Annotated in this window: 13 protein-coding genes; all 13 read right to left on the reverse strand. The window is 58.7% G+C overall.

Annotation, left to right across the window (positions count from 1 at the left end):
* Positions 1-46: 46 nt before the first annotated feature.
* Entirely contained in the window at positions 47-1,039 is a 993-nt protein-coding gene (locus AC6RNO_RS12885; protein WP_497105669.1) for an SUMF1/EgtB/PvdO family nonheme iron enzyme, read from the reverse strand.
* A gap of 25 nt (positions 1,040-1,064) precedes the next feature.
* Complete coding sequence (locus AC6RNO_RS12890) at positions 1,065-1,601, reverse strand: chromate transporter (RefSeq protein WP_474681207.1); 537 nt, start codon at positions 1,599-1,601, stop codon at positions 1,065-1,067.
* A gap of 15 nt (positions 1,602-1,616) precedes the next feature.
* Entirely contained in the window at positions 1,617-2,261 is a 645-nt protein-coding gene (locus tag AC6RNO_RS12895; protein WP_497105670.1) for a chromate transporter, read from the reverse strand.
* Positions 2,262-2,549: 288 nt separating this feature from the next.
* The gene (locus tag AC6RNO_RS12900) at positions 2,550-3,359 is read right to left on the reverse strand and encodes an ABC transporter permease (RefSeq protein WP_474681209.1); all 810 of its coding nucleotides are present in this window, start codon (positions 3,357-3,359) and stop codon (positions 2,550-2,552) included.
* A 5-nt stretch (positions 3,360-3,364) separates the two neighbouring features.
* Entirely contained in the window at positions 3,365-4,174 is an 810-nt protein-coding gene (locus AC6RNO_RS12905; protein ID WP_474681210.1) for an ABC transporter permease, read from the reverse strand.
* A complete protein-coding gene (locus AC6RNO_RS12910) occupies positions 4,149-5,156 on the reverse strand; it encodes an ABC transporter ATP-binding protein (RefSeq protein WP_474681211.1) in 1,008 nt (335 codons plus the stop codon). Before AC6RNO_RS12910 ends, AC6RNO_RS12905 begins: the two co-directional genes overlap by 26 nt.
* Positions 5,157-5,165: 9 nt before the next feature.
* On the reverse strand, positions 5,166-7,397 hold the full coding sequence (locus tag AC6RNO_RS12915; protein WP_474681212.1) for a type I polyketide synthase: 2,232 nt from the start codon (positions 7,395-7,397) through the stop codon (positions 5,166-5,168).
* Entirely contained in the window at positions 7,390-11,142 is a 3,753-nt protein-coding gene (locus AC6RNO_RS12920) for an SDR family NAD(P)-dependent oxidoreductase (RefSeq protein ID WP_497105671.1), read from the reverse strand. The genes AC6RNO_RS12915 and AC6RNO_RS12920 overlap by 8 nt, the downstream gene beginning before the upstream one ends.
* A 19-nt stretch (positions 11,143-11,161) precedes the next feature.
* Entirely contained in the window at positions 11,162-18,616 is a 7,455-nt protein-coding gene (locus AC6RNO_RS12925) for an amino acid adenylation domain-containing protein (protein WP_497105672.1), read from the reverse strand.
* Positions 18,576-19,871: an acyltransferase domain-containing protein gene (locus AC6RNO_RS12930; protein WP_497105673.1), complete on the reverse strand. Its 1,296-nt coding sequence runs from the start codon at positions 19,869-19,871 to the stop codon at positions 18,576-18,578. Before AC6RNO_RS12930 ends, AC6RNO_RS12925 begins: the two co-directional genes overlap by 41 nt.
* Positions 19,868-20,905, reverse strand: a complete 1,038-nt coding sequence (locus AC6RNO_RS12935; RefSeq protein WP_497105674.1) for an HAD-IIIC family phosphatase — start codon at positions 20,903-20,905, stop codon at positions 19,868-19,870. Before AC6RNO_RS12935 ends, AC6RNO_RS12930 begins: the two co-directional genes overlap by 4 nt.
* A gap of 4 nt (positions 20,906-20,909) precedes the next feature.
* Positions 20,910-21,161: an acyl carrier protein gene (locus AC6RNO_RS12940; RefSeq protein ID WP_474681217.1), complete on the reverse strand. Its 252-nt coding sequence runs from the start codon at positions 21,159-21,161 to the stop codon at positions 20,910-20,912.
* A gap of 11 nt (positions 21,162-21,172) precedes the next feature.
* Positions 21,173-21,622 (reverse strand): 3-hydroxyacyl-CoA dehydrogenase family protein, encoded by a 450-nt coding sequence (locus AC6RNO_RS12945; RefSeq protein ID WP_474681218.1) that lies wholly within the window; start codon positions 21,620-21,622, stop codon positions 21,173-21,175.
* Between the last annotated feature and the right edge of the window lie 42 nt (positions 21,623-21,664).

Below are 21,664 nucleotides of genomic sequence, written 5' to 3' on the forward strand. Positions count from 1 at the left end.
TTCTTGCGGAAACTCGCCGGGATGCCTGCGTTCCATCAATCGTCCCTTAAGCGTCGGCCGCACAGCGGAACCCCATATTGCCTGTCGAGCTGTCCGGCGTATTTTGGCTGCGGGCAGCCAACCGGTAGCGGTTGCAATACGATTTATGGCACAAATAGGAGCCTCCCCGCATCACCCGGCTTTGTCCCCGGGAAGGACCGGCCGGATTGACCCGTGGCCCGTTCAAATGGTAGGCAGGACTGAACCAATCGGAACACCATTCCCATACGTTTCCGGATACTTGATACAACCCGAAGCCGTTAGGCTCATAGGTGCGAACCGGCGCGGTTCCTGCATATCCGTCGCTTGCATTGTTTTTCACGGGAAATTTGCCCTGCCAAATATTGCACATATGTTTGCCGTTCGGTTTGAGCTCATCGCCCCAAGGGTATCGTTTTTGAACCAGCCCGCCCCTGGCGGCATACTCCCACTCCGCTTCCGTCGGCAAGCGTTTGCCCGCCCACCGGCAGTAAGCCTGGGCGTCGTTCCAGGAAACGTGAGTGACCGGGTGGTCCATCCGTTCTTCGATGCCCGAATCCGGCCCTTCCGGGCGGAACCAGTAAGCGCCGTCAACCGGCAGCCACCAGGGCGTCTGCGGAACGGAATTGACGACCTTCTTCGCCGTTTCTTCGGAAACAAATAGATGAAAAACAAACGACCAGCCGAACTTTTCCGCCTCCGTCACATACCCCGTAGCATCCGTAAAGCGCTTAAATTCCTGATTGGTCACCGTGCAAGGATCGATATAAAAAGACCCCACCGTCACTGCGCGGACAGGTCCTTCGCCATCGGACGGAAATCCTTCCCGGTCATCGGTCCCCATCAAAAACTCCCCGCCCGGCAAATAAATCATATCCTGTTTGGCCGGAAGCGATGCGTCGGCAGCTCCGGCAGTCTGATTGTCTTCCGCCGCTTTGGAATTGCCGAACGGGACGAACGAAATGGCGGCCTCGCTTCTGGAAGCGGAGCAGCAGGATGGCTTATTGATTGAATCCGTCATAAGAAACCTCTCACTTTCCTAAAGGTCATTGAAAGAATGCGATTCCCAGCAGCCCGGACAGTAAAATAACCGCAATCGGGTGCATTTTATATTTCATGACTCCTATAATAACACCGCCCGCAATCAGAACGCCAAAAAAAGTTTTCCATGTTACGAGACCCGAATTCAGCCCGGAAAAGCCAAAATGAATGGCGGCAAAAACAATCAAGCCCGTAATGATCGGACGCAAGCCGTAAAATGAAGACCTGACCCATTTGTTGCGATGAATTTTATAAAAAAAGGCGGTGATGAGAATCATCAAAATAAGGGAAGGAAGCACGATTCCTGCCGTAGAAATGATCGCGCCCGCTATGCCGGCCGTTTTGTAGCCGATCAGCGTTGCTGTGTTCGTTGCGATAGGGCCCGGCGCCATTCCGGCTAATGCCACGGCATCGGCAAACTCCTTTTCGCTCAGCCAATGGTGTGACGAAACTTCCAGTTGAATGACCGGAATCATCGCATAGCCGCCGCCGAACGACATAAAACCGATTTTAAAAAAAGTTATAAACAAACTCCATAGCATACAGACATCCGCTCCTTAAATCCCTTCGGCGATAAAATAATCGGCATATGTAAATCTTGACGGGGAATCGAGCGGTTCTTCTTTTTGCAGTCTTACCTCTAGCCCCAATTTTTCCTTCGTTTTAACAAAAATGATGCCGATGAATAAACCGAATCCGATCACGAATAAGGGATGAATCGAAGTCGTCAGAAACAGCACGACAGTGCAGATCATGGCGGCAAACGTCGTTTTGTCGAACACGGCGGATTTTCCCAATTTAAAAGCGGCGACGACGATTAAGCCGACAATGGCGAAATGGATTCCTTCCAAAGCCGCCGCAATTTTGGGGTTATGCTCGATCTGCGCATAAACGAGGCTAAGCGCGAACGCGATAAGAAAAGTAGGCAGGGTTATGCCCGTTACCGCCGCTATCGCCCCCGGAATTCCGGCAAGCCTGTAGCCGATAAAAGCCGAAGCGTTGACGCCGATGCCTCCCGGAGCGGAACCCGCGATTGACAGCACGTCGGACATCTCGCTCTCGGAAACCCACTGCCGTTTGCCCACCACTTCCCTCTCGATAACCGGAATCATCGCATAACCCCCGCCGAATGTGGCAGGCCCAATTTTGAGAAAAGTCCAGAAAATGTGCCCAAGCTGTTTGATCAGAGCCGCATTCATCATGAATGTCCTCCTAGTCTTTTATTCTCTCCTTTCTCATTATAGCTTACTTTATTCCATTTTGGAATTATCTTTTTCGGAGACTCTATTAAAACCGCAAATAGAGAGATGAAATAAGTGCAATTCAGCTCCTATCAATTCATTCAATCCCCATAACATTTATATGTTTTTGTCATTTTGGAATATAGTCTTTAATTTTCCCCTATCGAACAAAAAGCCGCGAAGAAACGGTCCTTAATACCCCCCGCTTCTCCCCGGCTCTAAAATTCGCACATCGTTCCGTCAAAAGCTTTAGCTGCTCGCGCTGCTGTAATGCCTCAAGCAAAATTTCCATACCGTCCGCGTCAATATGAAAACCAAAAACGGAACGAGTACGGCCCAGACTGCGCCGCCGGCGTCCATTTTTTGCAGCGCGGCCATGGCCGGAAAATTCGTAATCACGAAAATCGGGAGCACAAAAGTGCCGATCCGCTGAATCCATTTGCTGTAAATGCCCATCGGCATATTGTTGAAGTCCCACAGCTTATCGGAAATTTCGATCACCGATTGCGTTTTGATAATAAAAAAAGCGAGCAGCTGCGGCAGCAAAAACAACGCGTACATCAAAATCGTCCCGCATGCGATAAACAGCGCATACTTGGCGATGATCGCCGCGCTCGCGTCCAATTCAAGCCGGCGCCAGGCGACGACGACCATCGTAATGCCCGCCGCAAAGTTCGGAATCGGGAACGAGAAATTAATCCGCCGCAGCGTCGCCATGAACTGCAAGGAAACGGGCTTGGTCAAATACATGTCCAGCGTGCCGCTTCGCACATGCTCCGATAACTGATAAAAATTTTCCATGAAAAACATGACATAAATGCCCGTCATAATCATGTAGGTTCCAATAAACAGCATCACCTGATCGGGCGATAACCCGTTGATGTTAACCCCGACCTGATAGACCAGGAGCACATAAAGCAGCTTCGCAAGCGTAAAAGCGCATTCCTGAGCGATGCCGATGACGAAATTGAGGCGGTACTCCATTTGAGCGATCAGGCAATTTTTAATAAATAGCCCGTAGATCTGCAAGTATTTGCCGGCTTCGCGAATGAACGTCATGATCGCTAACCTCCGATCGCCACATATTTTTTTAAGCCGAAGCGCCAAATGCCGTTCGCCAAAAGCGTCGCAGCGACCGCCCAGGCCGCCTGCACCGCGAGACCCGCCGCGATTTCGGCCGTCCCCAGCTTTCCGTTCCAAATGTTGATCGGAAAATAGATCGTATACTGAAACGGCAGCCATGCAAAGATGCGGCCCGCGGTTGCGCCGAACACATCTAGCGGAAACACGCCTCCGCTCAAAATATTCGACATCAGCTGGAAGCCGATAAATACGGCCCAAACCTCAGTCATCCAAAAGGCAAGAAGGCTGAGCAAATAAAAAATCATGCCGTTGAGCACAACCGCCATCAATATGGACGGCACGAACAGCGCGAGCTTGCCTCCGCTAAACGGCAAATTCCCGAACATGGCAAAGCCGAGCAGCAAAACGGCGACAATGAGGGCGAAAGCGGCAAGCTGAACCGTTTTGCTGCCGTAAAAGCAAAAAATGCGGTACCAGAAGTAGCTGATCGGCTGAACGATGAATTTGTTCAGTCCGCCGCTTTTGATATCGTTCGCGATTTCGTATTCGAACCCCGCCGATACGAACTTACCGACCGCTACAGCCATAATCGTATAGCCGATCATCTGGTCATACGTATAACCGTACACCGTCCCGGACGAAGAACCGGTGAAAATCGCGTTCCACATGAATAGCTGGATCATGAGCGGAAAGACGCCGCTGACAAGACTGAGCCAAAAATCGGTGCGGTATTCCATCGCGTTTTGAACGCCGAGAGCAAAGCTTTTAGTGTACTTGCCCGCTGATTTCAAGGCTATCACGATCCTTCTTGTAAATTTCGGCCAGCCCGTCTTCGATCGATAAATCCTCGATCGTGAAATCGACGACAGGCAGCAGATCCAATATCGTTTTCGTTATCGTCCTCATCTCGTCCTTGGCTACTTCCAGAACGACATGATAATCTTCCGCCTCGATCACCTCGCCGTAACGGCTCAGCGAATGCGCGTAAACCGGTTCCGCGAATTGCAGGCGAATCCGCTTGCGTTCCCCGATCAGCCGGTTTATTTTACCCAGCTCCCCGTCGTACGCGATAGCGCCGTGATTAATAATAATCGACCGTTTGCACAAATCCTCGATATCGTTCATGTAGTGGCTCGTTAGCAAAATCGTCGTCTTCGTTTGCTGGCTGTAATATTTGATGAAAGCGCGAATATTTTTTTGCGAAATCAAATCGAGGCCGATGGTCGGCTCATCGAGAAACATGATTCTGGGCCGGTGAATGAGCGATGCGATCAGCTCGATCTTCATCCTTTCGCCGAGCGACAGCCTGCGCACCTGGACGTTCAGCAAATCCTTCACGTCAAGCAGTTCCGACAGCTCATCGAGCGAGCTTTGAAACGTTTTGTCGCTCAGTTCATAAATCTTTTTATTCAGCAGCAGCGATTCGCTGGCCGGCAAATCCCACCACAGCTGGCTTTTTTGGCCCATGACGATCGAAAACTGCATTTTATACGCTTTTTTCCGCTCCCATGGCGTATATCCCAGCACCGACGCCGTTCCTGAAGTCGGGTGAAGGATGCCGGAGAGCATTTTGAGCGTCGTCGTTTTGCCCGCTCCGTTCGGTCCGAGGAGGCCGACGACCTCCCCTTCCCCGACTTCAAATGAAATGCCGCGGACCGACTTGCGGATCAGCTTTTTGCGGGACAATAAATTTTTCAACGAATGGCGCAAGCCCGTCTCTTTTTCATAATATGTATATTCCTTGGACAACTCGTTCACGAGGATGGCCGGCATAGTTATCTATCACTCCTTCGGTCGAATGCTGCCGGCATAGCCATCAGACAAATGAGCAGCTAATAGTTGGATAGTCGGATACTGTTGAAAAACGTTCATATCGGCCATGATGCCGATTTCATTCATTTTAGCTTCCATATGGACTGCAACGATGGAATGGCCGCCAAGCTCATAAAAATCGTCCGTTACAGAAATTTGCTCCAGGCTGAACACTTCTTTCCAAATGCCGGTTAGCAGACGCTCCAGCTCTTCGCGGCTCCCCGCATGGATCGCCGCATGGGTTGCCGCCTCTTTGCTCTGTGCGGGGCGGGCTGAATCGGAATAGCTCTCCGGTATGTCCATCCAGCACGAAAACGCGCGGAACGGGTACGTCGGAAACGGCGTCCGCCGCCTCGTTTCCCCTTCATAGAAGCGGCTCCACGGTATCGCGGAGCCGCTGGCAAAGGCGGCGGCGAGCTGCCGGAGCACTTGCAGCGCCGTTCGGCCCGAGCGCGTCCATTCCTCGGTCAACGCGCGGACATGAGACGGAGGGACGGGCTCCCTCCAGCCGTTTGCGCCGTCGCCGTACGCATAGTCGGCCGCGCCGGTTTCCAGCGGCTTCGCGCCGTCGGCAATGCCGTCCATGATCCGGATCATCTCCGCCCTGCCGCCCGCGGCGAGCGCGAAGCGGTACTCGTAAGCGTCTCTCCCCGCATTGGCCGCAAAGCAAAGATCGGCAAGCGGTATGTCCGGCCGGGAAACGAGCCAATTCCGGACTTGCCGGATATAGTCCGTCAGCGCCTGCCGCTCGCGCGCGGATAACACCATAAGCGCCGGTGCGTCCGAGGCCGTCTCCGCAGCCGAATCCGGCGCGGCCGGCGCCTCTTCCAGCACCACGTGGCAGTTCGTTCCGCTAAAGCCGAACGAGCTGACGCCGCAGCGCCGCGGCGATCCGTCCGCCTCCCAGTCGCGCAGCCGGTCATTGACGAACAGCGGCGAATCTTCGAACCGGATGTTGCGGTTCGGACGCGTGAAATATAACGACGGCGGGAGTTTTTTATTCGTCAGGCACAAGGCGGCCTTCACCAGGCTGACGATGCCCGACGCGCCGTCCAGGTGGCCGATGCTGCTTTTGACCGAGCCGATCCCGCAAAACTGCTTGCGGCTCGTATACCTGCGAAACGCCCGCGTAATGCCGTCGATTTCGATCGGATCGCCCAGCTTTGTTCCGGTGCCGTGCGCCTCGATATACGAAATCGTTTCCGGCTTGACGCCCGCCCGCTCCCAGGCGTCGACGAGCAGCTTCTCCTGCGCGAGCGCGTTCGGCGCGGTCAGCCCGATCGAGCTGCCGTCATGATTGAGCGCGCTGCCTTTAATGACCGCATAGACATGGTCGCGGTCCCGCACCGCCTGCGCTAAAGGCTTGAGCAGCACGGCGGCCGCCCCCTCGCCCCATAACGTGCCGTCCGCCCGGTCGTCGAACGTCCGGGTTTCGTCCCCACTCGTTTCGATGCCGATTCTGAAGTCTTTGTCGACAGGCAAAATGTTCAATTTGATGCCCCCGGCCAGCGCCTGATCGCACTCTCCGTTAAGCAGGCTTTGGCAAGCGGTATGCACGGCGACCAGCGACGAAGAGCAGGTCGTGTCGATCGCCATGCTCGGACCTTGCAAATCTAGGAGGTGATTCAAACGGCTGGCGATAATCGGCGCGATGTTGCCTGGCAGCGCAACCCCCATTTTGTCGGGATGAAGCCTGGACAATATCGTGCCATACGTCGGCCAGGCGTTGTAGCCGATGAACACGCCGGTCCGGCTGCCTGCCAGCTTTTTGCCGCCGTAGCCCGCATCTTCCAGCGCCGCCCAAGCCGTTTGCAAAAAAATGCGCTGGTTCGGATCGAGCAAATTCGCTTCGCCGGGCGACAATCGAAAGAACGGATAATCGAAATCGTCGATGGAGCTCAAATAACCGGCTTGCGCGTAGCGGACAGCGCCGCCGGTCAGACGGTCGGCCTGCGCTTTGCGGCCTGCGGGAAGCTCGCGAATGCAGCTCGTCCCCTCCGTCAAATGGCGCCAAAAAACGTCGTAATGATCCGCCATCGGCAGGCGGACGGACATGCCGATCACGGCGATCGCATCCTCCTTCCTCCGGGCGGGCCGGTCCGCATCCCGCGCGCGCAGCCGCTTGACGAGTTGGACGCCGACCTGCTTGTCGATTTTCCCGGCGGCAATTTGCTCCAGCACATATTCGAGCGGACTATCCATTTCCTTCACCTGTCCCTTCGTCCGTCAAGTAGGACATCGCCTTCGATACGGTCACTTTCCCGCTGGTCAAACGGTCGATCAGCTCCTCGATATGTTCTTCGCCGTCGTCGCCATCTCCGCTGTTCACGCCTCCTGCGTTCTCCTGCAAACGCGCATTCCCGGTAGGACGACGGTTCTCGTCGATCAGGCGGGCAAGCTTGGCAATCGTCGGAAAAGCGAACAGGTCGGACAATTGCACGGTACCCGGAAAATGCCCTTCCACCAGCGACAGCACTTTCATAATCATGATGGAGTTGCCGCCGATATCGAAAAATTGATCCTCGACATGGAAGCTGGAATAACCGAGCACCTCCTGCCAAATTTGCGCGATCTGCCGCTCGGTAGGCGTATAGCCCGCATCATGGCCGTGCAAAACAATTTGCGGCTTATCGTCCGTCGCAGCAAAAGAATCGCTCGCCGCGCTTTCCCGGCTTTCCTCGCGCCGGTCGTAATAATCGGCAATCCCGATCCTGCCGGTGATGAGAAGAGCGAACCGCTGGCCGCCTCTCGCCGGATTGCCGATGATAGCGCGGCTGAGGCCGGAGCGGAGAAAGCGCTCGAAAGCTTCCATCCCTTCGGCGCTCGAAACCGAATCGAGCACGCCGCCGGACAGATCGGAGCCGGAAAGCACGGCCATTCCCGTTTCGTTCCATGCCGGCCAATTGATGCATTTCGTCCCTCCGAGACGAAGATTCCGCTCCTCGCAAAACGCGTCCAGAAACGCGTTGGACATGCTGTATTCGATCTCGCCGGGCAATCCGACCAAAGCCGAAATGCTGGAGCTGCAGATAAAAAAGTCAAGCGGGTCCTCCTGCGTCAGTTCGTCCAAATGCATCGTCCCGAAAAGCTTCGCCGCAAGCGCTGCGCGAATGACACCCCGCTGTTTATCGAACAGCGCGCCCTGCTGCGGGGTGACGCCCGCGCAGTGAATGACGCCGCGGATCGGACCGAAGCCGCTGCGGATATCCGCAAGCGCCGCTTGCAGTTCGTCGCGCGAGCCGGCATCCGCATAATGGACCGAGACCGTGGAGCCGGCGCCCCGGATATCATCCAGCGTCTGCGCGTCGGGCGCCGATAGCCGGCTGATGACGGCGATATGAAGCGGCTTTTGATCAGCCAAAAATTGGGCGATCTCCTGGCCGATGCCGCCTCCGCCTCCGGTAATGACGTAGGTGCCCCCGGCCCGCAGCGGCAGCTCGCCGGACGGAGCGTCTTTGGCGATACGGCACACCCGGACGTATCGCTCTCCTCCGCGCAGCGCGACAATTTGCGGAGAATCCGCCTCCGCCGCGGCTGCGAGTTCGCCGGCTAAGGCGTCGGGCGAAGTGAGCGCGTCCGTATCGACGATCCGAATACGCAAATTCGGCGACTCCAGCGGAAGCGTCGTCCCGAGCGTATGAAGCAGCCGGTTGCCCGGAAGCAAACCGCCCTCCCGCCCGCTGATCGCATAGCTGTGCGCAGTCACAACGACGAGCTCGGGGCCCAGCCCGCGGTGCCCGGCGAGAGCTTTGCACAAGCCGATCAAATGAAACAAGCCTTCATTGACGCTCGCTTCCAGCCGGTTTGCCGCAGGTCGAGGATCAGGCGGCTCCAGCCCATGAACAAAGACGATTTGATCGAGCTCTCCCGGATCAACCGCAGCGAACAAGGCGCCGTAATCGGGCGCAAGCGCGGGCGCGGCAAAATCGAGCCGGAACACACTTGCGCTTTCCCTGCCGAACTCCGATCCGGGCAGCACTTCCACTAACGAGTCCGCTCCCGCCCGGATCGCGTCTGTCAGCTTTGCGGCCGCCGCGCCGCCGTCGTGAACGGCCAGACAGCGCTTGCGGACCGGCGGACGCGCCTGCGCATCCGATGGCGCTTGTTCCCATCCGGGTTCCCAGAACGGAAGCGGAGCGGCAAGCGGGCTATCGATCCAGCACCGTAGCGGCTCGAACGGATAGAGCGGCAAGCGGACGCGCTCGTGCGCGTCTTCCGCGTACAGCTCCCGCCAATCCGCTTCTTCTCCGCGCGCATACGCGGCGCACAACCGGCGCATGACGCCTGCGTCCTCCGGCAGATCCGCGCCGGGAGCGAGGCCCGCGCCGGGAACGATCGTCTGAAAATCACCCTCCTGCAGCGCGTTCAGCGCATCGGCGATTTCCCGCCGGCTTCGGCCGGCGACCACGAGCCGGCAGGTAAAATGGCTTCTCGCGGCATTCGCCGTAAAGCAGATGTCGCCAAGCTTTTCCGGCCGCGGTTGAGACAGCCAGGACGCCATTTGCCCGGCCCGCTGCCGCAGGACGGCAGGGGACTTGGCCGAGAGCGCGAGCGCATGCGTCTGCAGCGCTGGGGCCGAAAGCGGGCTTGGGGCACTTTCCGGCGCTTCCTCCAGCACGATATGGCAGTTCGTGCCGCTAAAGCCGAACGAGCTGACGCCGCATCTGCGCGGCGTGCCGTCTGACGTCCACTCTCTGAGAATGTCGTTGACATATACAGGCGATTCCTGAAAGGCGATGCTCCGGTTCGGCCGCGTAAAATGCAGCGTCGGTGGAAGCCTCCGAAGATAGAGCGCGTAAACGGCGCGCACGAACCCGGCCAGGCCCGCGGCGCCGATCAGATGGCCGATATTGGGCTTGACCGAGCCGATTGCGCAAAATTGTTTTCTGCCCGTAAACCGGGCAAACGCCTTGCCAATCGCCTCGATTTCGATCGGATCGCCCAGCTTAGTGCCGGTTCCGTGCGCTTCCAGATAGGCGATCGTTTCGGGATCGACTCCCGCGTCCCGCCAAGCCTCGACCAGCACTTCCTCCTGCGCGAGCACGTTCGGAGCGGTCAAGCCGATGGAATGGCCGTCCTGATTGACGGCGCTCCCTTTGATGACCGCGTATACCGGATCGCGATCCTCCAGCGCCTGGCGCAGCGGCTTGAGGACAACCGCGCATACGCCTTCTCCGGTCACGGTTCCGTCGGCTTTATCGTCGAACGTTCTTGTTTGGCCCGACGACGATTCGATGCCGACCTTCCCGGTCAAATCGACAGGCATAATATCGAGCCGGACGCCTCCCGCCAGCGCCATTTCGCATTCGCCGCGCAAAATCGAGCGCACAGCGGCATGAACGGCGACGAGCGATGAAGAACAGGACGTGTTCACGATCATGCCGGGACCTTTTAAATCAAAATGGTACGAGACCCGGCCAGGGATCATCGACACCAGGTTGCCGACATGGGCTTCCTTGTAGGCCGCCGGAGCGACCTCCAACACCCGGCTTGTATAACTGTACGCTTCGTGATCGTAGCCAACGAACACGCCGGTTCGGCTGCCCTTCAGGCGCTTGTCGTCGTAACCCGCGTCTTCGAAGGCGTGCCACGCCGTCTGCAGGAACAGGCGCTGATGCGGGTCCATCAGCTCCGCCTCGCGCGGGGATAGGCCGAAAAAGCGGTAATCGAAACGGTCGATGAAGCGGAGATAGCCCTGTTTGATGAACTGCCATTCGCTTTTGTCCATTTGCTTGAATCTCGCATACCTCTCGGCTTCCATCCTGCGGGAATACGGGAGATTGCCGGTCGCTCCGACGCCGCCCGCAAGCTGCTCCCAGAACGCTCTTGCATCGCCCGCCCGCGGAAAATCGAGACCGATTCCGATGACCGCAATTTCATTGCCGGTCTCCGTCCGGGCTTCCGATTCAGGCTTGAGCTTCATGAGATCGATCAATTTTTTGGCCATGTCCGACTCTCCTCCTCCTTTAAAGTTGTTCCGCCAAAATGTGCAGCAGCTTCCGGAAGCGGTCCGAGAGCGCCTTCGCGGCTTCGCTTGCTTCTGCGGACCTTGCATCTGCGGACGCCTTGTACAGCGCTTGCACACCTTCCGCTTTCGACATGCACAGCGCTGCGGCGAATTCGCCCTTCACGGCGGCCTCCTCCCTGGCGAACATCAGCGCGCCCGAGTCCGGGCCCGCTTGCGAAACGACGCGGACGGAGTCCGTTATATACCGGGCGGTCAGCGCCTCCACCCCCTGCTCCACGCTCTCGATATCCGCCAGCGAAATACGGTGGGCGGTCTCGATGCCCGCTTCGTCCGTCGCGACGAGCTTTACGCTTTGCTCGCCGTTCAAGTCTGCGATCATAAAAACGAACGCGACCAGATAGATGCCGTAAGCGTTCACCCCGCAGCGCCGGGCCAACACGTCAAGGGAGCGGCGGGTATCGGCGGGAAGCAGCACCGACACGGTTTTGTATTCATCGGGGTTTAAGCGCCGCGCCAGCTCTCCGGCCAACGTCTCCACCGTCGGATACGCGAATAAATCGGCGATGCTCACTTTGTTCGGATACATATTCTCGATTTTACCGTGAACGCTCATGAGCGAGATCGAGTCGCCGCCGATGTCGAAAAAGTACTGCTTGATGCCGAAGCGATCCATACCCAGCACCTCTGTCCAGATGCGGAATATTTGCTTCTCCAGCTCTGTCGACGGCTCGACGGGCGCTTTGTCCGCGAGCAGGGCAAGCTCCGGCTCCGGGAGCAGCTTGCGGTCGACCTTTCCGTTCGCGGATAGCGGAATGCTATCAAGAAACGTACAGCGGGCCGGAATCATATAGCCGGGCAAATGGGCGCTAAGGTGCTCGTACAGCGATTCCCGGTCCGCTTCCGGCAGAGCCCCTCCGCGAACGATATAGGCCGCCAGGTACGTCTGGCCTGCTGCGTCCTTTTTGTCGATGACGACCGCATCTTTGACGCCTGGATGCTTCAGCAGGAGGTTTTCGATCTCGCCGAGCTCCACCCGATAACCGCGGATTTTGACCTGATGGTCGCGCCGGCCGAGAAATTCGATATAGCCCTCTCTCCGCATCGCGCCGAAATCGCCCGTGCGGTACAGCGTGCCGAACTCGGGATGAACAATGAACGATTGCTTCGTCTTGTCCTCGTCATGCAAGTACCCGGAAGCAAGCCCCGCTCCCCCGATATACAGCTCTCCCGTAGTGCCGACCGGACATATCCTTCGCTCCTCATCCAGCACATACCAGCGCTGATTGCCGAGCGGAACGCCGTAAGGAATCGATTTCCATTCGCCGGACACGTCCGCAACCGGGTAGTAAATCGACCAGATCGCCGCCTCCGTCGCGCCGCCCAAGCTGTACAGCGATGCAGCGGGGAATAGTTCCCTGACCGATCCGGCAAGCGGCAAAGGTATCCAGTCTCCGCTAAGCATGATGACTCTCAGCTGCGAAAGCGGGCTCCTGTCCGAAGGCAGATGATCCAGCATCGCATTCAGCAAAGCCGGAACCGAATTCCAGACGGTGGCGCCGGCCTGAGCGGCGGTGCGCAGCAGGGCGGGCATATCCCGCTGGTTGTCGATGACGATGACGGCCGCTCCGGCCGCCAGCGCCCCGAACCAGTCGTATACCGACAAATCGAAGCAAAAAGAGGAGATGGCCGGTATGCGGTCGTTTTCTCCGATAGCGAACCGTTCGTTAATATCCAGTATCGTATTGGCCGCTGCCCGGTGCGTAATCACGACGCCTTTCGGCGTCCCCGTGCTGCCGGACGTGTAAATGACGTAGGCCGTATCGTCAGGGCAGCTTTCCGCGGCAAAAAGGGGCTGTCCGGGAAGCTCCGGCTCCAGATCCAAGTCCCGCACCTCGCCGATAACCGCCGCGGCGTCGATCAGGCTGCGGCACCCGCTGTGGCCGACGATATAATTCCGCCGCTCCTCCGGATATTCCGGCTCCACGGGCACATACGCGGCCCCAACCATCAGCGCTCCCAGGATGAGCGCAATCGTGCTGCTGTCGCGGCGTCCCAACACGCCGACAAAGTCGCCGCGCGATATGCCGCACGAGCGCAAATATATGGCAAACTGCCGCGCAAGTTTGCTCAGCTGCCCGTAAGTCAGCTCCTGTTCGCCGGAGATGACGGCAATCTTGTCCGGCTGCCGTGCGGCCCGCTGCGCGAACAAGCCGTCCAGCGTGACGGCCTGCGGCAGCGGCCTCGCCGTTTCGTTAAAGCGGGCGTACAGCTCGGCTTCCACCTGCGGGAGCCGGATGCCGCCGGCTGCTCCTTCATTTGCGGCAAGCCGCTCCACCCGGTGCATGAACGTTTCGAACATGCCGGATATCATGTCCTCATCGAACAATTCCGCTGCATAGTCCCAGCTCAACTCGACAACGCCGCCGCGCTCGGTCAGCTGAAAGTCCAAATACACCTGCGAGGTTTGGCTTACTCTCATTTTCACGTCTCCGGGAACGTCGCCGCCCGAGCCTCCGGCTTGAAAATCCTGAGACAGAAGGCTCGTGAACACGAACGGCATCATCGCCGCTTTCGGTTTTTGGCGGATTTTGGCCAGCTCCCGAATCATCTCGGTACCGTCGAAGTGGCGGTGTTCAATCGCTTCCAGAATGGTGCGGTGAACATGCTTCACCTTGTCCCAGAACGCGAGGCCGGTGCCCAGATCCAAACCGAGAAGCATGAGTGACGTAAAATCTCCGACCATGTTCGGGATATCAGGGTGGAACGGATAACGGTTGAATACGGTCAGGTTGATAGCCAGTCTGGGCTGATTGGACCAATAGGACAGCACATCGGCGTATATCGCGCAAAAGACGGCGGACGGCGTCACGCTGTGCCGGGCGGACATGTTTTTGAAACGCTGCCACTCCGCCGCCCCCAGCATCGCGCCGAGCCGCCGGAACGTCGGTTTCGCTACGGTCCCCGGTTCCCGGACGAGCGGCACGAAAGGCGGCTCCGGGAAGCTGTCCAGCTTGCCCAGCCAGTATGTTTTGCTTGCTGCATACGTATCGGAGCGCCGAAACGCTTCGTAGGCTTGCATATAATCGCGGAATGTGAACACCAGCGGCGGAAGCTCGATGTGCGGATGCAAATACGCCTGCATGATGTCATTCTCGATGATTTGCATGCTGAGGCCGTCCGCGATCAGCACGTCGAAGCCGATGCACAAATAGTGCGCGTCATCGCGGATGCGGAACGCCTTGATTTCGAACAGCGGCCAGCATTCGGGCCGGAATACGTCGTGCGACATTCTGCGGCGCTCCATCCCGATGCGCTCCTGCTGCCGCGCTTCGTCCAGCGCCCGGATATCTTCCGTCTCGATCCGGTAGTCCGGGACGCGGTCCAGTACTTTTTGCTTGCCGCTCGGCAAAATGACGCAGCGCAGCATGGGATGACGCCGCACGGCCTTGTTCAGGCTGTCGTTCAATTTTGCCGGATCGAGCCTCGTTTCCAGCTCCGAGTAGGCATGGGTCGAAACGCCGCCCATCTCGAAATAGTCGCTGCGGCCCATGTAGTAAGCGCGCTGCACTTCCGTCATCTCAAACGGCTCGGCGAGCTTGTCCGGATCGGGCAGCGCCGCCGGATACACCGGAGCCGTCCGGTTGTCCCCAAGGTTCTGTTCGTCGAGCCAGGACGCCATCCGCTCAATCGTCAGCAGCTCCATGAACACCGTCGGCTTCATCTCTGCGCCGAACTGCCTGTCAATGCCCGCGATCAGCTTCATCATGGAGATCGAGTCGCCGCCAAGCTCGTAAAAGTTATCGGCTACGCCGAGCGTCCGGTAACCGAGCACGCGGCTCCATACCGCGGCCGCGCCTCGTTCGGCAGCGGAATAGGCGCCGTCAAGCCTGCCTTTCAGCTCGACATCGGGCAGGCCGCCGCCCTGCTCCACGATCTCCTCCAGCCGCGTACCGGCCGCCTCGGGGAGCCGCTCGCGCAGCAGCTCATCCCGCGTCTCGTCCGCAAACTTGAACGCTAGCGTATCGAGCATGCGGACGATGTCGGCATCGCGATTGAACTGGCCCGCGATCAGCCTCGGCAAGCCCGCGGCCAACGCCTGTGCGAAATAGTGGCCTGCATGCTCGCCCGACATCACCTTGAAAAGTGTGTACTGCCCGTACAGGCGCGCATATTCGGGTTTTCCGGCTCCGAGCACACTTGTAAAAAACGTCTCCTCCCACGTCGACCAGTTGACGGCGACCGTCCGCTTGCCCCGCGCGTTCCGCTCGTCCGTGAACGCGTCCAGAAAGGCGTTCGCGGCCACATAGCCGCCGACGTTGTTTCCGCCCGTCAGCGTCATCACCGAGGAGCAAAGAACAAAAAAATCAAGCGGGTCCCGGTCCGTCAGCTTGTCCAGCAGGCGGGTTCCGGCTACTTTCGGCGACAAATCCTCACACAGCGTCTCCATCGTCAGGGGCGATTGCACCTCGTCGTAGCTGCGCACGATGCCCGCCGCATGAATGACGCCCCGGATCGGGCCGAACCGCTCGCGGATGTCCGCCAGCGCAGCGCTTAGCGAGCGCTCGTCGGCAATGTCCGCCTGCATGCAGACGACCTCCGATCCTCCGGCTTCGATCTGCTCCATAAGCCGCATCCGCTTGTAGAGCGTTTCATGTTTGCGGTCCATTTCGTACTCATACCGCACCCGCTCCCACGAAGCCTTCGCCGGAAACGGCGACCGGTTCAGCAAAACGATGCGCACGGAGCAGCTTGCGGCAAGCTCCTTGGCAAGCTGCAAACCGACGATGCCGACGCCTCCGGTAATGACATACGTTGCTCCGGAACGGACCGGAACCGGGGTCTGAGCCGCCGCCGGTTCGCCGGCCGTGTCCAGCAATGCGATCCGCTCGACATAACGGCGGCCGCCGCGCAGCGCGCACACATAGTCGTCCGACGGCTTGTCCAGCTCGTCGAACAGCAGGTGCGCGGCGGAGCCGCCGTCCCAGTCGATGCAGCGGCATGTTGACCCGGGAAGCTCGTAGGAGACGACTTTCCCATAGCCGAAAAAGGCGGCAAATTCCGGACGGACGACCGCTTGCCGGGCCGCTTGCTCGGCCAACACCCGGTAAGCCTGCGGGGCGACGAGCGTCATTCGGAGCGGGCTTTTCCAACCGCGGCCGCGCAGCGCCGAGACGAGAAGGAACAAGCTGAACAAACCGTCAGCGAGCTTATCTCCGCTGCCACGCGGCCCCTCCGCAAGATCGTCCAACGCGGCAAAATGGACGACGCCTGCGACGCCGAGTGGACGAAACCGGTCAACTAGGCGTTCGTAATCGCCAAGCGTCCGCCCGACGGTAAAGCGTCGCTCACCGGTTTGCGCGAACGCATGTCCAAGTGTCACCTCGACCCATTTGCTGCGGTGCGCGTTGTGCCGCTCGGCATACTGTTCGGCAATGCCGCCGGAATCCATAAACACGACCAAGGCTCCGTTCGGCGCGGTGGCGGGCTGATCGTTGTCGGCCTGCCGCCATTCCGGAACGAACAGCTGCGCTTCTGAAGAAAAAAACGAACGATACAGCTGATTACCGCTCATCTCCAGCCAGCAGCGATTGCGCAAAAACGGATAAACCGGCAGCCGCGTCCTGACGCGCCGCTCTCCTTTATAAAGCTTGCGCCACTGCACGTCCGCTCCCGCCGTATACAAAGCGGCAATTTGCCGCAGCTCCGCTTCCGATGGCGGCAGGGCGTCCGCAAGCAGGCCCGCCTCGGCTGTCGCCCTCTCGGCGTCCCGCTCCGAGGCGGTGACGACGCCCGCATAAATGCCCTGCCCGGGGAGCGCGGCATCGCCATCGCCGTCCAGCAGCAGATCGGCGGCGATCCGCAGCCGCTCCGCAAGCAGGTCCGAACCGTCGGCGATCACAGCCAGCCGGTATTTGTAATGGCCCCGCCCCGTACATGCGCCATGGCACACATCGTCAAAAGCCGCCGCAGGCTCCTCGCACAGCCATTCGATGTACTGCTCCGCCAGCTTCACCAGCGAGTGCCGCGATTTGGCCGACACCGCAAAAATGCGCGGCGCGGACGATTCCCGCGACGCCGGAAGAGCCGGCGCTTCAGGCGCTTCCTCCAGCACGACGTGGCAGTTCGTGCCGCTGATGCCGAACGCGCTGACGCCGCAGCGGCGCGGCTCGCTCCCTCTTGGCCACCTGTTCAGCCTGGCGTTCATATGGAACGGCGAACGGTGAAGGCGGATTTTCCGGTTCGGCCTGTTAAAGTACAAGCTGGCCGGCAGTTCCTCGTGCTTCAGGGACAGCACGGCTTTGATCAGCCCGGCCAAGCCCGCCGCGCTGTCCAGGTGGCCGAGATTCGATTTGACCGAACCGATGGCGCAAAACTGCTTCTTGTCCGTATATTTGACGAACGCCTTCATCAGCCCTTCCATTTCGATCGGATCGCCCAGCTTCGTCCCCGTCCCGTGCATTTCGATGTAGGAAATCGTCTCGGGGTGCACGCCTGCCGCTTTCCAGGCCTTTTCGATAACGGCGGCCTGCGCATCGGGATTCGGCGCCGTAATGCCGTTCGAGCGGCCGTCCTGATTGATCGCCGAGCCTTTGATGACCGCATAGACGGCATCTCCGTCCTTGAGCGCCTGCGGCAGCGGCTTGATGACGACCGCCGCCACGCCTTCGCTGAGCGTCGAACCGTCGGCCTTGTCGTCAAAGGTGCGCGTGCGGCTGTCCGCCGATTCGATGCCGAGCTTATGCTGGCGGCGCACCGGCACAAGGTTCAGCCGAATGCCGCCGACAATCGCCGCGCTGCAGTCGCCGGCCCGAACCGCTTTGCATGCCTCGTGAAGCGCGACCAGAGAAGAGGAGCAGGCCGTATCGATCATCATGCTCGGGCCGTGCAAATCCATCGCATAGGCGACGCGGCTGGCCATCATGGAAATGATATTGCCCGCGGCCGCGAGCGCCGCCGAATCGGGCTCCAGCTCGCCGATCAGCCGTTTGTAATCGTACAGCTCGCTGGCCGAATAGCCCAAAAACACGCCGGTATCCGTCCCGGACAGCCGTCCGTCGCCATAACCCGCGTCTTCCGCAGCCTGCCACGCGCATTGCAGGAACAGCCTGTGCGCAGGGTCCATCAGGCTCGCTTCCTTCGGCGACAGCCCGAAAAACTCGTAATCGAACGTATCGATTTCATCCAGATAGCCGAGCTCGTCAAACTGTGCGTCAAGCGCGTCCTGACGGAGACACCGCTGCAAATAAACTTCCGCGTCGCGCTTCCTGCGGCCGGGAACCCCGGTCACGCAGTCCAGCCCGGCCCGGAGGTTGCTCCAAAATTGCCGCACATTGCCGGCTTGCGGAAAGTTCAGCGCCATGCCGACAATCGCCATTTCCTTGGCTGTAACTTCCTCCACTTCGGTCTCGATTTCAACTTGATCCAGCAGTTCGAACAAGCTTTGGCTCAACATCGATTTCCTCCTGAAAGACGGATGCTGTTCCCGTATCGCGCAGCAGCTTCCCGTAATAGTCTTTGCGTTCCTCCGGCGGAACGCGCTTGGTGTCCATAATCAGCATGAGCAGCCGGAGCGCCTCTCTCATCTGCGGAACGGTCGGCGGCAGCCCCGCCGCATCCGCCTCGTCAGCCAGCCGTTCCAACTGCTCGTAAGGCTGAGCCGCGCCCAGCTCATACTCCCGGCTGTCCGGGTTCAAATTTTTGACGCTGACCGCGATGCCCAAACACAGCTCGATAAAATGGTACTGAAGTCCTGCATCGGGCAAGCCTGAATGTACCGGCGCAAGCCAGGGGAGCTGTTCGGCATCCCCGGCCACGCTGTACGATACGGCGGCAAACGGCTTCCCATTCTCTTTGACCAGCATGCTCAGCACCGATTTGGGCCCCATTTCGATAGCCGCATCCACCCGCCGGCTTTCCGCATAATCGAGTATTTTCCGCCATTGCACGGGGCGGACAAGCTGCCCGCCGAGACTGGCGGCAAGCTCGCCGGCATCGCGGTACGGAGCCGCCGTGACGCCCGACAAGACGGGAAAGCGAAGCGGATGGACGGCGCAGGCCGACACCGCCTCGGCGAGCCGCTGCGCCGCTTCGTTCATTAACGGCGTATGAAACGGCGCGCTGTTATACAGCGGCGTCGTGACGATATGCGGCTGCCACAAGGCGGCTTCCAGCCTTGCCAGCGCCTGATGCGTGCCGGCCACCACCGTCTGCCGCGGGGAGTTGAAGCACGCGGGGGCGACGATATCATCGCCCGCCGAGCATTCACCGCACAGCCGGATCAGCTCTTCTTCGTCCGCGTCCTGCACGACCATCATGCAGCCGATATCCCGCTCGGCCAATTCCAGCGTCAGCCTGCCTCTGAGCTCCACGATCCGCAGCGCATCCGCAAAGCCGAGCGCGCCCGAGCATGCCAAAGCGCTGTATTCTCCCAGGCTGTGACCGGCTGCAAAGTCCGGTAAAATTCCTATTTCTTCCATATACACCGAAAAAGCCGCCTTGCACACCGTCAGCAGCGCAATCTGCATCAGATCGACGCGGGACAGATCGCGGAACGTGCCGGAAAAGCACAGCTTTTTAATATCCATGCCGAGCGTGTCTTCAGCTTCTTCAAAGCAGAGGCGCGCCGCCGCCGATGTGTCATACAGCGTCTGCCCCATACCCGTATGCTGCGAGCCTTGGCCCGGGAAAAACATCGCAAGCCTGGTCATTGCCGCACCCCCGCTTCTTCCACCTGCACATAAGACGGCAGCGGCGGCACAGCGTCCGAAGCGTATTCAAGCAGCAGAAGGCCGCTGTCTCCGCCCGCTTCTTTAAATCCGGCGAACTTGAATGTCATGTACATCATCCGGTTTCTGTCCGTAGGTTTGAACTCCGCCAGCAGCTTTACGCCCCGTTCCCTGGCCATGCGCACGATGAGCTGCAGCAGCACGCCGCCTACTCCTCTGGACATCACCCTGCATGACATCAGCAGCAGCTTGAGCGTCCAGCTGTCCGCGCCGCGCTCTACGAGCGCCAGCCCGATTTTGCCGTACGTTCCGTATGTATCCGTCAATTCGGCGACCAGCAGCAGATGTGTATGCGAATGAATGAACGAGGCAAGCTCTTCGTAAGAAAACGTAATGCCGGTGGAATTGAGCTGATGCGTCCGGACGGTCAATTCCTCCGCCCGCTGCAAATCTTCCTCAGCCGCCGGATGGACCGACAGACGCATGCCGAGCGACGCCAAAAACTCTTCCTGCGGCCCTGCGAAAGCCATTTCGGCCGTTTTGCGCCGCTCGTCCGCCTTCATCATCAGCCTGCGGTTTCTGGAATCCTCCGTGATGAATTTCGGCATCATCCTCGGCATGTCCAGCAGGGAAACGATGTCTCCGGCGTCGATGCACAGCACTTCCGGCAGCACGGAAGCCACCTCGTCGCGCTCGAACGGCTGGTCATCCACAAACGCGATGGCATCCGTCCCGATATTCAATTCGCGGGCGATCGTTTGAATCGACGACGATTTGGCGTTCCAATGAATTTGCGGATATAGAAAAAAGTGGTCGATAGCGAAGCTGCGGAGCGTCTCAAGCGCGTGTTCGCCGTAGTTTTTGCTGGCTACGGACAGTAAGATGCCGCGCCGGTCCAGCTCCTCGAATACGGCAACGATGCCCGGCCGTAAACGCACGGTCTCATCCTCAAGCAGCACGCCCGTCCATACCGTTTCATCCAAATCCCAAACTACGCATTTTACCGGTTTTTCCATAAGTCTACCCCGTCTTTCGCCCAGGGGCCGTTTTTCGTTCGACGAATCGGCAAATAGCCTGAACCGACTGAAAGTTTTGAATCTCCAAATCTTCGTTCTCTACCGACAATTCGAACGTCTTCTCCAAAAAGTTGACCAATTGCATAGCGAACAAGGAGTTCACCAGACCGAGCTCGAACAAATGATCGTCATCCCGATACTGCTTGCGAATGTATTTGCCGAGAAACGCCTTGACTTTGCTCTGGATTTCGTCCACGATAATCGCCCCTAATTGTCATATTCGTAAAAGCCTTTTCCGCTTTTCATCCCGTACAAGCCGGCGTCGACCATCTTTTTCAGCAGCGGGCACGGGCGGTATTTGCCGTCCTTGAATTCGCGGTACAAATTATCGATGGAATAATAAATCGTATCGAGCCCGATCAAATCCGCCGTTTCCAGCGGCCCCATCGCATGGCCGAAACATTCCCGGAACAATCTGCCGATATCCTCCACGGACGATATTTGCTCCTGCAGCACATACACCGCCTCATTGATCGTCAGCATCAAAATCCGGTTGGATACGAAACCGGGCGCATCCTGCACCAGCACGTACGATTTCCCCATGCTTGCCAGAAGCTCGTCCGTTATGCGGATCGTTTGCTCGCTCGTATGGTAGCCGCGAATGACTTCGACGGTCGGCTTCCGTGCAACCGGGTTCATAAAATGAATGCCGATCACGCCTTGCCTTTGTAATCGGAATGACGGAGGTGTTGACCGCAA

Source organism: Paenibacillus sp. sgz302190, assembly GCF_059820445.1.

What these genes read in the sequence shown, in the direction of transcription:
- AC6RNO_RS12930 (WP_497105673.1), bottom strand. Translation starts at nt 19,871, where the DNA reads ATGACCAGGCTTGCGATGTTTTTCCCGGGCCAAGGCTCGCAGCATACG.
- AC6RNO_RS12915 (WP_474681212.1), bottom strand. Translation starts at nt 7,397, where the DNA reads ATGGATAGTCCGCTCGAATATGTGCTGGAGCAAATTGCCGCCGGGAAA.
- AC6RNO_RS12890 (WP_474681207.1), bottom strand. Translation starts at nt 1,601, where the DNA reads ATGCTATGGAGTTTGTTTATAACTTTTTTTAAAATCGGTTTTATGTCG.
- AC6RNO_RS12885 (WP_497105669.1), bottom strand. Translation starts at nt 1,039, where the DNA reads ATGACGGATTCAATCAATAAGCCATCCTGCTGCTCCGCTTCCAGAAGC.
- AC6RNO_RS12900 (WP_474681209.1), bottom strand. Translation starts at nt 3,359, where the DNA reads ATGACGTTCATTCGCGAAGCCGGCAAATACTTGCAGATCTACGGGCTA.
- AC6RNO_RS12910 (WP_474681211.1), bottom strand. Translation starts at nt 5,156, where the DNA reads ATGCCGGCCATCCTCGTGAACGAGTTGTCCAAGGAATATACATATTAT.
- AC6RNO_RS12895 (WP_497105670.1), bottom strand. Translation starts at nt 2,261, where the DNA reads ATGATGAATGCGGCTCTGATCAAACAGCTTGGGCACATTTTCTGGACT.
- AC6RNO_RS12935 (WP_497105674.1), bottom strand. Translation starts at nt 20,905, where the DNA reads ATGGAAAAACCGGTAAAATGCGTAGTTTGGGATTTGGATGAAACGGTA.
- AC6RNO_RS12925 (WP_497105672.1), bottom strand. Translation starts at nt 18,616, where the DNA reads ATGTTGAGCCAAAGCTTGTTCGAACTGCTGGATCAAGTTGAAATCGAG.
- AC6RNO_RS12920 (WP_497105671.1), bottom strand. Translation starts at nt 11,142, where the DNA reads ATGGCCAAAAAATTGATCGATCTCATGAAGCTCAAGCCTGAATCGGAA.